The sequence below is a fragment of the Streptomyces sp. NPDC021080 genome, assembly GCF_044333225.1.
Taxonomy (GTDB): Bacteria; Actinomycetota; Actinomycetes; order Streptomycetales; family Streptomycetaceae; genus Streptomyces.
Genome location: NZ_JBIRQM010000020.1, coordinates 93,425 through 106,433 on the forward strand (window position 1 = coordinate 93,425; position 13,009 = coordinate 106,433).

Here is a 13,009-nt window from a genome sequence, read left to right on the forward strand (position 1 = left end):
AGCCCGCAGGCCCGGTTGAGGTGGTACGAGCACGCTCCGTGCCCTGGAGCGGCCTCTGGCTCCCCACAGCGGTAGCCGTGCACCCGTACGGGAATCCTGCTTTCAAGGTCAAACACTCGGCTGATCAAGTAGGTGCACTTTGCGGTATTCACAAGGCATCCTTTGCAAGGTGTAGGGGGTTATTTACCTTCGGTTACGCTTCTGCGAGGTGGCAATCACCTCTAAACAAGACGCGAGTACCCCATATGCCCGACATGGATTCTTTTTGTCTACAGGCGTGTGCCTAGTGCCAGCCGTCGGTGATCTCGCCCCGCGCGAGGTTGTCGAGCGTGAGGTCGATGACCTGCGAGGTCACGATCCGCGACAGGGGCACAATCTCGCCGGTCACCGGGTCCGGCACGAAGTCACCGATCAGGTCGATGTTCAGCGTCCGCTCGTACAGGACCTCGTCCGTACCCCACGGCGTGCCCGGCTCCGCGCTCTCGCCGGTCGACTCGATCTCATCCGTACGGATCGTCAGGTCGATCAGGTCGTTGGTGTTCAGGTACTGCCGGAACCGGCCGCGCAGCGTGTCGTAGCCGGACCAGGCGATCGTCGCGATCAGCTCGTCGTAGACGCGGTCGCGCTCGACCGACGACAGCGCGATCACCACGAACTCCCAGGAGCCCTCGAACCGCCAGCGGGTGAACGGCTCGATCCTGGCGCCCGTCACAGGATGCGCATCCTCGACGTGCGCGATGCCGGACTGCCGCAGCGGCGCCGAGTCGGTGTACCTCACCCAGATCTCGGGGAGGTTGACCGCCTCCTCCGGGTATTCCAGCGACGCGTGCAGCCCCCGGAACTCCGCCACGGGGTACTGGTCGTCGAACGTCGCGTGCAGCGCCTCGATCGGCAGGGTCTTGACCCGGGTGACGTACATCAGTACTCCTCGTCGTGGCCGAGGGGTACTTCGCCGACGACGGAGAAGCCGTGGCGCGAGCGCTTGTCGTCGAGGTTGTTGCCCCGGTTGTTGCCAGCGGCGTCGAACTTCGGGTCGTCCTCGACCGGCCCGCGCGGGTGCACCTCGAACACGCGAGGGCGGCCACCATGCTGGTCGGCAGCCCGCTCCGCGTAGTCCTTGGCGCTCTCCAGGCCGGTGGCGTAGGCGTAGCCGGGCGCGTGGGTGGCGGGGCCGAACGTGCCGCGAGTGCTGTGGTTGGGCCGCACGTGCTCCAGGTCGGACTCCGTGGTGCCGTGGTAGTACCTCGGCGCGGGCTCGCCATCAGGATCGGACTGCTGGTCGTGGATGTGGACCGGCACCTCGCCGTAACCGGCGTCCTGCAGCGCCTGCAGCAGGTGCTCGTGGGGCTGGTGGTCCTCGGGGTAGGTCTCGATGCCGCTGGCGTGGTGGTAGATGTTCTCGCCGTGGTCCGTGAGGTTGAGCCCGAGCTGGCCGTGGCGCTCCGGGCTGTACCCGTGATGGAGGATCGACCGGGTCAGCCGGTCCACGTGGCCCTGGTCCCTCTCATCTGAAGTGGTGCTCCCCGTCAGCTCGCCCGGGTGGATGTGCTCCTCGCTGTCGAGGGGCTGCCACTGGCCGAGCTTCGCGATCTCCGCCCAGACAAGGGTCATCGGAACTCCTCCCCATGCAGGCGGATGTAGTTCCGCCACCCCTTGTCGGCCACGTAGACCCGCTCAGGCAGCAATCCCGCCTTCTGCGCGGCCGTGGTCATGGAGGTGTTCAGGAAGGAGCGCGGCTTGATCCCCGGGTGCCGCCACCACACGCCGATGTTCCCGGGGTGGATCTGGCCGCCCCGCTTGCCCGGCCGCGTCCACGGCGCTGCGGCCTCACGCCACGCGATCCGGCCCGGCGCGCCCGGGTAGTGCATCGGCTTGTCCGAGACGAGGACCTTCAGGCCGGTCTTCGGGTCGCGCCGGTAGACCTTCTTCCGCTGCCCGATCAGCGCGGCCCGCCGGAAGATCAGCACCTGGACCTTGCCGGACTCCGTGACCCTGGTCTTCGCCTTCGGGTTGTCCCGGCGCTCCTGGCCCGTGGGGTCGTCGATCCACATCGGGATCGTCTTTCCGGCCAGCGACTTCATCGTGAACGGCCGCGTGCCGTGATCCTGGTACCAGACGACCTCGGTGGCCCACTGGATCCCGAAGTACCCCCGGCCGTAGATCGGCTGCATACCGCGCGCCGCCGCGCCGCTCATCTTCGGCATCGCCCGCCGGGCCAGCCGCACGGCGTCCCGGGCCGCAGCCCGCGCCCGGTTCGGGCTCAGGTCCTTCTCGATCATGATCATCCGGTCGGGGTGCTCGACCAGGTGGACCTCGGCGACCTCTGCCTGCGGCATGACAACGCCCTCCCAACCTCACCCCTTGGGGCAGTTGGGAGGGCGTGGACAGCGCTACGGTGCGACGCGGCCGTTCTTGTTGAAGGCGGCGTAGGTGATCGGCATCTTCTCGGCCCAGGCGGCTTCCATCTGTTCGGCCACCATCTCAATCTCCCGCTGGGGGAACGAGGGCACCTTCGCGTCCGGGTGCGTCGTGCGCAGGCCCAGGAAGTGCATCAGCGACCGCGCGTTGCAGGTGACGTACATCGACGAGAACAGGCCCACTGGCAGAACGGAGCGCGCGACCTCGCGGGCGACACCCTCGGCGAGCATCTCCTGATACGCCTCATACGCGTCCCTGTACGCCTTCGCCATGGTGTCGAGGACAAGCCAATGCTGCTCCGGCGTGCCCTCGACCATCTTGTACTTCCCCGGGCGCCCCTCCTGGACGAGCTTTCGGTCCCCACCGGGGACGTAGAAGACCGGCTCCAGCTCCTTGTAGCGCCCGCTCTCCTCGTTGTAGCTGAAGCCGATCCTGTGCCGCATGAACTCGCGGAACACGAAGATCGGGGCCTGGACGAAGAAGGTCATCGAGTTGTGCTCGAACGGGCTGCCGTGGCGGTCCCGCATCAGATAGTTGATCAGACCCCCGGAGCGCTCCGGGTCCTTCTCCAGCTCGTCCAGGGAGTCCTCCCCGGCGGTGGAAACGCGGGCGGCCCAGACGACGTCGGCGTCGTTGGCGGAGGACTTGACCAACCGGACGGTGACGTCGGAGCGGAGGGTCAACTCGGTCTCGGGATCAGGCATGGTGGGCCCCTTGTGTGGCGGGTACTTGGCGGGTACCGGATCAGTCTCGCTCATACAGCGGGATCAGCGGAGCCCGAATTACTTCGATGTCGTCGAAACTGACAGGAGTCGCCCCAGACCGGGTCAAGATGGTCACCAGTGGCGCGGTGGCCGGAGGGATCGTGTACGCCACCGACGTCGAGTCCTCGACGCCCGCCCGGGCCAGGTTGTAGGCGGTCGCGTCCTCGGCCTGGTGAGGTGTGCCGAACCCCGTGCGCAGCGTGGTGCGCTGAGGTGAGCGCAGCTGGAGCCGCTCGCCTGTGGCGCGCATGGCGTAGTCCCCGCCGTGGACCCGGAAGTCGCTGGTCGTCTCCAGCGCCACCTCCTGCGGCGCCACGACACCCCGGGCCGTGAACGACTGGCCGTCGTCCGCGTCCGTGAAGATCGCAGGACGCACGATCAGCGCCCGGTAGCCGCCCTCGAACCGCGTACCGAAGCACGAGGGGCACTTGTTCCTCGACGCCTGCCCGTACGCCTGCGACACCCGGTCGCTGGCGCACACCGTGCACAGCCCGACCAGGCCCTGGTCGTAGTCCCGGGCCGTCCACATCAGACAGAAGAGCGTGTTCTCGCCCATCATGTACAGCGCCTGATTGTGCCGCTGGCGCTCCTGCTCGACGGCCCAGTTCTGCTGGGACCGTACGTACGTGCCTTTGACCGTGCTCATGTCAGCTGCCGAACAGGCTGAAGGAGACGCCGGTGAACGTCGGGCTGCCGGTGCCCGTGATGACCCAGCGGATACGGCCCTTGAGCGTGAGGCGGTAGCCGTTGTTGATGACGCCGTAGGTGTAGCCGGAGGAGCTGAGGACGACGCCTCCGATCGACGTGGGCGCGGAGGTCTGCACCCAGTTCCCGGCGGCGTCCTGGCACTCGAAGAACACCGCCAGGCCCGGACCGGTGCCGGACACGGAGGCCACGCCGACGACCAGGAGGCCGTTCTGGACGCTCGACACGTCGATCACGCCGGTCTTGCCCGTCACCTGGTTGACGGTGTTCGCCGTCACGATGTCCGAGCTGGAGCTGAGGGTCAGCCCGCTCGCCCGGAACAGCTCCTGCGTGGCCGCGAAGGTGGGCTGCGGCACGACCGAGAAGACGGCCGTGCGCGTGGCCGCCGGGATCAGTCCGTACTGCTCGTCGGTCAGGACCACCACGTCGCCGCCCTGGTACCGGTTGCCGTTGGGCAGAACGACGTCCACCAGCCCGGCCTTGAGCGCCACGGTGTAGGACATGGCGAACTCCCTTCAGATCAAGTGTCCTTGCCAGGACAGATGTGCAGAATGCGGAACTTCTCGGCGTCGTAGAGCGACTCGACCGTCGCCCTGCAGCCGCACACCCGGTGGGTGCAGACCACCTGGTGGACCTCGATGTGACCGAGGTCGAACTCGTCCGAGGTCGCCGGTCCCTCATTCGCTGCGCCACCAGGCATGGCCACTCCAGCCGCTCAGTACATCCGGGTGATCCAGTTGGGCCTCGCGGCCTGCGACAGCGGCAGACGGTTCGGACCCCAGCGCCCCCAGGCGCCGCCGGACACGAGGACCCGGGCGCGGCCGAGCCCCATGTTCGAGATCTTGAAGTGCTCCAGCTGCTTGGTGAGGACCTCCTCCTCGCCCTGCAGCACGGTGCCCCAGCGGTCCATGTAGTCCCGCCGGTCCAGCCGCGAGACCCCCGACCCGGACTGCACCTCAGGCTGCTCGACGTACGAGCGCATCAGATGCCGCAGGCACTCCACATACAGCGCCGACTCCAGCAGCGAGCCCCACTGGTCGACGGGGAACGACGCCCCGCCGTCCCCGTCGATCGTGTACGACTGGAACGGCTGGGCCACCGTGTTCAGGCGGCCGACAGCAATCTTGAGGATCTGCGCGAGCCGGTTCCGGCCGAAGTTCGACTGGACGTACGTCTGCAGGTGAGGGCCCTCGCTGGCGAAGTCGAACAGGTCGCTGAACCGGTTCCACGTCGTCTCGATGAGCATCTTCATCGGGTCGGCCAGGACGTCGTACGCGGGCGCGGCCTTGCCGACCTCCAGCCAGACCCGCCACTCCTGCGCCACCGCGTCGACCTCGTACTGCCACACCAGCACGTACGGGCCCGGAGTGGCCGTCTCCGTGGACCCCAGCCGCACCGTGTACTGGCCGACCCCCGGGTGCTCCGCAGCCCGCGAGAAGACCACCGTGGCCGCAGGAGTGTCGTACTCCAGCGACACCGTCACCGCGCCGTCGGCGTCGCCGGGCACGCCGCCGCGCATCACCTGCAGCCCGAACTCCGCAGCGCCGTACCGGGACACGTACGCGCGGTCGGTGTACTCCTCGACGGCCATGTCAGGTGTCCTGCGAGTTCACGAGCATCGCGTACCCGCGCACCGACTCCAGGCTCACCGACACCGCCGACGTCGTCGCCGTCGGGCTCGTGTAGAAGTGGATGCCGAAGTTGTGGCTGCCCACCCCCACCGCACGCAGGCCCACCGCGCCCATCATGAAGTGCCGCGACCACCCCGCACCCGAGGTGTTCGTCTGCCCCACGCGCATGTACGACGCGGTGCTGCCGATGTGGGAGTCACTGCCGTCCACCTGCGCACGGGCCGCGACGTTCGCCGTGTAGATCGACTGGCAGGAGAACTCGACCTCCAGATGCACCAGAAGCGCACCCGGCCGGTTCACCTGGAACGTACCCAGCTTGTAGTAGACGTGCGTGTCCTTGCCCATCGCGGCAACGGGCTGCACATACCCCGTCCACACCGGCGGCGCATCGAGCTTTGCGCGCCACGCCGTACCCGTCCACACCAGCTCGCGCCGGGTGTCGGTCTCGTAGATCCGCATGCCCGCCTGGCTCGGCCCCCAGGCCGGACGAGACGCGGACGTGCAGATGAACGCCCCCGGGTAGGCGTCGAGCTTCGCCGACTGGTCGTTGAAGTCCTGCCGCAGGAACGGGTCGGACGTGTCATAGGTCTTCAGGCCGAGCCTGGGTGTCGTATTCGACATGCCCTCTCCTCGCGGTCGCCTTCCACCTCTTGAGCCAGCGGAAGGGCTGTGAACAGCAAGCGGCCCCGCCCCTGACTCGGGACGGGACCGCTCTCGCTGCCAGCGCTCTTGTATCCGGCTTCACGCAGGCGCGCCGGGCCGGGCAGGGCCATCCGGGCCCGGCCGATGATCAGACGACGGTGTAGTTGTTCGACGCCGGGGACACCGCGTTCTGCAGCTGGCCGATCGCCGTCACCGTGAAGGTCACGACGTTCGTCAGCGTCAGGCCGGGGACGTTGATCGTGGTCGCCGACGGCGCGGCGTGCACCGTCTGGCCCGTCGACGACTTGACGTCGTAGCCGCCGGACGGCTGCCCGGTCGACGGCGCCGCCCAGGTCACGTTGGCCGTGGTCGTCGCACCGGCCGCCACGGTCGGCTTGCCGGGCGGCGTCGGCGCACCGTACGAGCCCTGCTTGATCGTGCCGTCGGCCCGGTAGATCGGGTTCACGGTGTTGCGCACAGAGAGCCCGCCCGGCCGGACCTCGTCCTCGTTCCCGGGCGCCACGGCGACCGAGGAGAACGGACCGAACGGACCGTCACCGTTCTTGTTCACGGCCGCCACACGGAACTTGTACGCCTGGCCGCCCTTCAGGTTCTCGAACCGGACGGTCGTCGCCCCCCGGGGCGCGTAGACGTGGCCCCCGGTGTCCGACTCGATGACGTACTGCGTCACCGGCGCCGTCGCGTGCGGGTCGGCCACCGGCGTGAAGGTGACCAGCACGTACCGGTCGCCCGCAGCCGCCGTCGGCGCAACAGGAGCCACCGGCATCGCCGAAGAGCCAGCCGCCACAGCACCGATCGATCCCGTCTCCAAGGTCCCCGAGATCGCCAGGGCCGCGTTCAGCGTGGTCGGAGCCGTACCGTTGCCGACCGGGCTGTCCGTCCAGGTCGTGTCCTTGATGGCCCCCGGCACCGGAGCGGGCGCCGCCTTGTAGCCCGGGTCCACCAGAACCACCGTGCCGACCGTGGTCTCCCGCGTCGCCGAGATACCCGTGTTCACCGGGGCCCAGCCGTTGGAGTTCACCAGGCCGACATTGGACGTGTCAGGCTGCGATACCGGGACCGGAGCCGGGACCGGAGCACCCTTGGTGCCGATGGCACCGTCAGTCTCGTACGTGCTGCTCTGGTCACTCGCAGCCATGGCAGCCCTCCTTCTTGAATCTCAGCAGGCCGACGCCTACTTCTTGGGCGCGGGGGTCTTCTTCACGGCGGTCCGCCTCACAGGGGCCTTCGGCGGAGCGGCCACCGGCACCTCAGGGGCGGTCTCGACAGCCTTGGCTGCGGCCAGCTCCTCCTCCGTGGGAGTGATGCTCAGCCCCTGCACAGTGCTGCCGTCCGGGTTCGTGAACGTCACCTCCTGCACCTCGGAGGCAGGAACGACACGGCCGTTGGGAAGCTCGACATCACCGGAGGCGGATTCCGGCGCCGAGACCAGGTCCTCCGCCTCCTCGGCGACCGTCACGTCCTGCCAGGCCGAAGCGACCTCCGGCAGGAACGCATGGTCACCGGGGTGGATGCCCGAGGTGTCGAGGGTTCCCGAGAGCAGCAGGCGCCGCTCAGCATCAGACATGGACATGGGTCACACCTTCACGAGAGGTTCGACGATGACGGGGATGGCCTTCTCCACGCGGTTGTAGACCTCGGCCTCGTCGTCGTAGACGTAGACGACCCGCGTGGCCGTGAGCGGCTCCGGCTCCCTCACGGTCTTCGTACCGGGCAGCACGCGCAGCAGAGTTGACAGCTCGTCGTCCTCGCTGATGTCGGTGTCGACCACCAGCACGCCGCGCTTGACCGCCTTGATGAACGGGGTCTGCAGCACGGTGTCACGCGGGAGGAACTGGACGTCGCCGCCCTCGATGTCGCCCGCACCCTCGAAGCGCAGGTACGTCTTGGGCTTGTCCGCATCCGGCGTGAGGACGACCACCTCCGCAGAGGGGTTGCTGACCTGGACTCGCTGCACCTGCATGGCTGCCTCCTGGCATAGGGGACGGGCGAAGAGCTATCCGTCACCCCTTGGTGGGGCCACAGCGCCCCAGACAGCACTCAGCCCCCGGAAGGGAGTCCAGGGGCTGAATGGCGGCCGGAGAACGGAGCCGCAGGGAGGGCCCACCACAAACCCTCACCCCCTATAGCGGGCGACCGGCAGAGAGACAGGAGACGTGGCCAAAAACCTTCGCCCAGCACGAGATCGGACTGATCGACTACACATCGTGCTGCGAATGTGTCAGAGTGAGAACATGTCACCCGCCGAGATGACCAGCACATCACGCGCCATCGAGTGACCCCTGACTCTCTCGGGAGTGAGGGGTTCACGAGGTCTGACCGTCTGCCTGCGGCGGTCAGAGACCCGGAACCGGGGAATGGCGCCCACTCCTGATAGCGGTAGGCACGCGAAAGCCCCCTCGGGCCCGAACCCCGAGGGGGCTTTCGCTTTGAAGAGTACTGCCAGTACTACGACTTGACGATCTTCGCGAGACCCAGAAGACCCAGCAGGTCATCACGCGTGGCGGGAGGCGGCACCAGCTCCCCCTGAGTCAAGACGACCAGCGGCACACCCGCCTTCTCACGGAACGCCGCCCACTTCGGCTCGTCGACCTCCCGCACCAGCCCCTTGATCTCCACGGCGACCGACCGGGGGCCGACCTTCACCAGGAAGTCAGGTGCGTACCAGCGCTCACCCTCCCAGTTCACCCCCTGGGTGCGGTCGAAGCGCTCGCACGGCACGCCATAGACGGAGCACAGTCCAGCGAACATCGCCTCGTAGCCCGAGTCGAGGACGTTGTCCTCGTACTTCCACTGGATCTTCCCCGACGACTTGATCCGGCAGGCGTTGGAGCAGAAACGGTTTGGACCCTGCGTGCTGGCGAACCGCTCGAAGGGCTTCTCGCAGACCTCGCAGACGTGCTGGGTGCGCTTGTCCGGGTTACGGCGGCCGAGCTGCGAGCACTTCAGCGAGCAGTACTGCTGACGCGACTGCCTGCGGCCCTGCGGCAGCTCGAACGTCTCTTCGCAGTACGCGCAGAGCCTGGTCGGTACGGGCTTCGCCTGGGCCTTCGCGATGTTGGCCGCGACCCCCAGCTTGGAGTACATCGCCTGCTCGGCCGACGTGCGCCGCTCGATCGACGACTTCACCTCGACCTCAGCCTCGCGCAGCCAGCCGGAGACGGTGTTCACGCCACGACCCAGGTGCGCAGCGATGTCCTCGACCGTCGCGCCCTTCTCCGTGTAGAGACGGACGGCGGTCTCGGCATCACGGCGGGCCTGAAGGTGCGCTCCGCCCTCCTCAACGATCCCCGCGTCCTCCACCCACTTCGACACGGTCTTCGGAGCGACCTTGAGCGTCTTCGCGATCTCGGAGTACAGCTTGCCCTCCTTGTAGAGGAGGAGCGCGCTCTGCTTATTGGAGGACGTCTTGGCGGCGCGTCCACCCTTGCCGGTCAGTCCTCGGGCGGAGATCCACGCCTGGACCGTGCTGACAGAGACCTTGGCGTCGTCGGCGACCTTCGTGATGGGCGTGCCGTCGAGGTAGGCCTGGACGGCCTTCTCCATGTGCTGGGAGCGCTTGGAGGGGCGGCGCACTCCGGCGCGATCGACCCAGTTCCAGACCAGGTGATCCTTCAGCTCCAGCTCGCGAGCCACTTGGGCGACAGACTCGCCGCTCACGTACAGCTCGATGGCCCTCTTCTTGATGTCCTCGGACACTCTCGTCTCCTGCTTTCTTGGCGGGTAGCGAGAGTCAAGCATGAGGATACCTGCGCAGTCAAACCGTTCCGGAAGAGTTGGGTATTTGACGAGATGGTCTTGATGAACTTGACTTCAACACAGGAGAGGCCCGCCACTTTTCAGTGACGGGCCTCTGGCCTGGTGCTTTAGTCGCTATACAGCGACCCAGCCACCTAGGACTTGACGATCTTGGCGAGCCCACGAGGGTTCAAAATCAGCATGCTGATCATCTCGTCGAAGACCCAGCCCTTCCAGAAGGACTCGACGCGGTGGTTTTCCTCGACGTCGAGCGAGTACAGGACCGGGAAGACGCCCAGGAACTGGGGCTCCGGGGTCAGGTAGGTCTCGCCCTGCGGAACGACGATCGAGCGCTGGAGCTGGAACTCGCCGAAGCTGGTGATGGTCTCACCTGCGACGACGCGGTCCTTGAAGGCCCAGCCGGTCTGGTTGATGTCCCACCGGTACATGTCCCGGTAGTCCATGGGGTTGATCAGGATCCGGCTGGACTGCAGTTCGTGCATGTCGGTCAGGGAGACCGCGCTGTACAGCGAGCCCGGGGTCAGGTAGCCCGAGGCCTCGGTGACGACGTGGTTGGGGGTGACCGTGTGGTCGGAGCGGCCGGTGTAGTCCGTGATGGCGGCCTGGAGGATGGTGATGAGGCGGCTGTCCTCCTGCTTGAGGATGGCCTGCTTCGTCTCGTCCTGGGCCTGTTCGACGGCGTTGATGCGCAGGTAGAGGAGGTCTTCCTTGCGGATCGCCGGGCGGCTCGCGATGCGGAAGAACCGGACCTGGATGCGCTTGCCCTCGAAGGGTGTGATCCGGACTTCGCCTTCGGTGCCGGACATCATGTACGCCTGTCCGAGGTCGTCCCAGACGTCGTACTCGACCGGCGTGCCGGGGGTGCACGGGTCTTCGACGAGGACGTTGCGCGTGATGCCCTGGTAGCGGAGCTTGAGCTGGATCGGACCGATCATGCCCACGCCGAGGCGCTTGATGCCGTTGGTCTGGTCCGAGACGACGGACTGGAGGCGCTGCATCTTCGCCTGCGTGGAGAGCGGGGCGTGGCCCTGGCTCTCTCGGCGGGCGAGGATGTCGTTGACGTAGTCGTCGGACTTCTTGGCGGTGACGCCGCCCTTGTGCCCAGCGTGGAGCGCTGCGGTCATGGTGTTTGTCCTGTTCCTCTCGCTCGGCTAAGGGCGCTTAGCGCAGGCCGCCGATGGTGATCTTGCTGGTGCTGTTGACCTTGAGCAGGCGGCCGACCGGCTGAGTGGAGATGGCGGTGGCCACGGCTCCGTTCGTGGCGAGCGCGAGCTTGCCCCGGCCCGTACCAGCGGTGATCGCGTAGACGAGCTTCTCGGTGCCGTCGCCGGGGTCGGTCCAGGTCTGGGTGTTGTCGAAGGCGGGCGCGAGGATCTCGGCCTCGCCGTCGGCGCCCAGGACCCAGACGGCGGTCGCGTTCATGCCGACGTCGAGCAGCGGGTCGAAGCCGTCGCCGCCGACGTAGTCGGCCGCGAAGCCGTAGGGGACACCGGAGCCGCCGATGAGGGTGACCAGCTCGCCGGTGGTGCGCATGAGGACCATGCCCGGGTAGATCAGGTAGCTGCGGTCCCAGGCCGGGTCGAGGAAGACCGACTTCGGAGTGGCCTGAGTCCAGGCGTACGTCGGTCGGAAGGTCCTCTTGATGTGGGCGTTGGCTGCCCGAACGCGGATCATGTGCCGCCCTCCCAGGTTTCTCGGCTGGCCGCCGAGGGGGACCGGCAGGCCGTCTTCACCCCCTAGCGGCGGCCAACCACCACGAGACAGGGAGAGTTGGCAAGGAATTTCTGCGCTGGGTATGGCAAAGGGCCCGGCGGTGAGGCCGGGCCCTTGCGTACTGCCGGTCGATCAGAGGAAGAGGTCGCTGTCGACCAGGTCTTCCCGGGCGGTGCTGGTCGCGGTCGACTGGGACGCCAGCGACGGTGCGACGCGGGCGGCGGAGCGCACGGTGCGCGGCGCGGTGCCCTCGGCCGGTGCCTTGGCCGTGGCCGCCCGGGCGATGCCGGACAGGATGCCGATCTCGTGGTTGATCAGCTCGTCGGTGCGGCGGCCGTCGGCCTCCAGGGCCGCAGCCAGGGTGATGTCGTCACCCTTGGCGAGACCGGCCTGGATCTGCAGGCGTGCCAGGCGCAGGCAGGCGTGGGTGCGGCTCGGGGAGCCTCCGGCCATCTCGCCCGAGGACGGCGGCGCGCTGTTGGACTGGTTGTCGCTGATGGTCCACGGGAACGCGACCTCGGGCTGCATCGGGTCCATGCCGCGCACGTCGGACTCGATGCGGGTCTGGTCGCCGCCGACCTCACCGGTCATCGTGCCGGAGACCGGTGCGGTGACGTCGACGAGGTTGCCGTAGGGCTCGGCCGGGAGTGTGCCGCCGGGGGTGAGGGCGGTGTCCGTGGACGCGGCCGGGACGCCCTGGGTGGAGTTCCCGGTCTGGCCCGGGCTGCGGACGTCGTCGTTCGTCTCCGGGGTCGCGGCCTGCTCCGTGGTCTCGGACGCAGACTGCTCGCCCGGGTCCGGGACCGGCTGGGCCGGGTTGGCGATGTCGGCGGTCTTGCTGCCGATCGCGTTGACCTCGGCGCTGACTCCGGCCATGCGGGCGATGAACGCGATCTGCTGGCCCTGGATGGCGAGCTGGCGGCGCTGGTCGTCCACGACGGCCTGCTGCGCCTGCAGCGCGGCCATGAGCGGTCGGCTCATACTGGGACTCCTTCTGAGACGGTGCTCACGGCGGGCGCCGTGGGCTGAAGTGGCTTCTCAGCCCTTGTCTGTTGCGGAGCAGGTCTTGGACAGCACCTCGTCGCAGACATGTCGTGTCAGCTCGAAGTAGTCGATGAAGGCGCGGGTCCGGTCCATGCGGGTGTAGAAGCGGCCCTTGTGGATGAACATGATCTTCTGCTCCGACGACCAGCCGGTCAGCTCCGGGTCGGAGGTCCGGATGTCGATGTCGCCGATGAAGAAGAAGCCCGCGACGCGGATGACCGGGCACCCGCCGAAGGTCAGGTCCGTCGTCTCGACGCTGGGGTCTTCGATCATGACTTCGATGACGTCTTCGGAGATGTCGGTGCCGCTCAC

Annotated in this window: 17 protein-coding genes; all 17 read right to left on the reverse strand. The window is 67.6% G+C overall.

Annotated features, from left to right (window positions below):
- Nucleotides 1-283: 283 nt before the first annotated feature.
- Nucleotides 284-919, reverse strand: coding sequence for a hypothetical protein (locus ACH4S8_RS37655; protein ID WP_398402451.1), 636 nt, complete (start codon nucleotides 917-919; stop codon nucleotides 284-286).
- On the reverse strand, nucleotides 919-1,611 hold the full coding sequence (locus tag ACH4S8_RS37660) for an NAD(+)--rifampin ADP-ribosyltransferase (RefSeq protein WP_398402453.1): 693 nt from the start codon (nucleotides 1,609-1,611) through the stop codon (nucleotides 919-921). The genes ACH4S8_RS37655 and ACH4S8_RS37660 overlap by 1 nt, the downstream gene beginning before the upstream one ends.
- A complete protein-coding gene (locus ACH4S8_RS37665; RefSeq protein WP_398402455.1) occupies nucleotides 1,608-2,336 on the reverse strand; it encodes a hypothetical protein in 729 nt (242 codons plus the stop codon). The genes ACH4S8_RS37660 and ACH4S8_RS37665 overlap by 4 nt, the downstream gene beginning before the upstream one ends.
- Before the next feature lie 54 nt (nucleotides 2,337-2,390).
- Nucleotides 2,391-3,122 (reverse strand): FAD-dependent thymidylate synthase, encoded by a 732-nt coding sequence (gene thyX / locus ACH4S8_RS37670; RefSeq protein ID WP_398402457.1) that lies wholly within the window; start codon nucleotides 3,120-3,122, stop codon nucleotides 2,391-2,393.
- 40 nt (nucleotides 3,123-3,162) lie between these two features.
- The gene (locus tag ACH4S8_RS37675; protein WP_398402459.1) at nucleotides 3,163-3,828 is read right to left on the reverse strand and encodes a hypothetical protein; all 666 of its coding nucleotides are present in this window, start codon (nucleotides 3,826-3,828) and stop codon (nucleotides 3,163-3,165) included.
- 1 nt (nucleotide 3,829) lies between these two features.
- Nucleotides 3,830-4,390 (reverse strand): hypothetical protein, encoded by a 561-nt coding sequence (locus ACH4S8_RS37680; protein WP_398402461.1) that lies wholly within the window; start codon nucleotides 4,388-4,390, stop codon nucleotides 3,830-3,832.
- 17 nt (nucleotides 4,391-4,407) lie between these two features.
- Nucleotides 4,408-4,587, reverse strand: a complete 180-nt coding sequence (locus ACH4S8_RS37685; RefSeq protein ID WP_398402463.1) for a hypothetical protein — start codon at nucleotides 4,585-4,587, stop codon at nucleotides 4,408-4,410.
- 15 nt (nucleotides 4,588-4,602) lie between these two features.
- Complete coding sequence (locus ACH4S8_RS37690) at nucleotides 4,603-5,478, reverse strand: hypothetical protein (protein ID WP_398402465.1); 876 nt, start codon at nucleotides 5,476-5,478, stop codon at nucleotides 4,603-4,605.
- Between the two features lies 1 nt (nucleotide 5,479).
- Nucleotides 5,480-6,139: a hypothetical protein gene (locus ACH4S8_RS37695; RefSeq protein WP_398402467.1), complete on the reverse strand. Its 660-nt coding sequence runs from the start codon at nucleotides 6,137-6,139 to the stop codon at nucleotides 5,480-5,482.
- A gap of 169 nt (nucleotides 6,140-6,308) precedes the next feature.
- On the reverse strand, nucleotides 6,309-7,319 hold the full coding sequence (locus ACH4S8_RS37700) for a fibronectin type III domain-containing protein (RefSeq protein ID WP_398402469.1): 1,011 nt from the start codon (nucleotides 7,317-7,319) through the stop codon (nucleotides 6,309-6,311).
- A 36-nt stretch (nucleotides 7,320-7,355) separates the two neighbouring features.
- On the reverse strand, nucleotides 7,356-7,748 hold the full coding sequence (locus ACH4S8_RS37705; RefSeq protein WP_398402471.1) for a hypothetical protein: 393 nt from the start codon (nucleotides 7,746-7,748) through the stop codon (nucleotides 7,356-7,358).
- Between the two features lie 9 nt (nucleotides 7,749-7,757).
- The gene (locus ACH4S8_RS37710; protein WP_398402473.1) at nucleotides 7,758-8,144 is read right to left on the reverse strand and encodes a hypothetical protein; all 387 of its coding nucleotides are present in this window, start codon (nucleotides 8,142-8,144) and stop codon (nucleotides 7,758-7,760) included.
- Between the two features lie 485 nt (nucleotides 8,145-8,629).
- Nucleotides 8,630-9,880 (reverse strand): hypothetical protein, encoded by a 1,251-nt coding sequence (locus ACH4S8_RS37715; RefSeq protein WP_398402475.1) that lies wholly within the window; start codon nucleotides 9,878-9,880, stop codon nucleotides 8,630-8,632.
- Nucleotides 9,881-10,074: 194 nt separating this feature from the next.
- On the reverse strand, nucleotides 10,075-11,064 hold the full coding sequence (locus ACH4S8_RS37720; RefSeq protein WP_398402477.1) for an HK97-fold major capsid protein: 990 nt from the start codon (nucleotides 11,062-11,064) through the stop codon (nucleotides 10,075-10,077).
- 37 nt (nucleotides 11,065-11,101) lie between these two features.
- A complete protein-coding gene (locus ACH4S8_RS37725; protein WP_398402479.1) occupies nucleotides 11,102-11,614 on the reverse strand; it encodes a hypothetical protein in 513 nt (170 codons plus the stop codon).
- Nucleotides 11,615-11,785: 171 nt separating this feature from the next.
- On the reverse strand, nucleotides 11,786-12,634 hold the full coding sequence (locus ACH4S8_RS37730; RefSeq protein ID WP_398402481.1) for a hypothetical protein: 849 nt from the start codon (nucleotides 12,632-12,634) through the stop codon (nucleotides 11,786-11,788).
- Between the two features lie 57 nt (nucleotides 12,635-12,691).
- Nucleotides 12,692-13,009 carry a hypothetical protein gene (locus ACH4S8_RS37735; protein ID WP_398402483.1) on the reverse strand — a complete coding sequence of 106 codons (318 nt, stop codon included), beginning with the start codon at nucleotides 13,007-13,009 and terminating at the stop codon, nucleotides 12,692-12,694.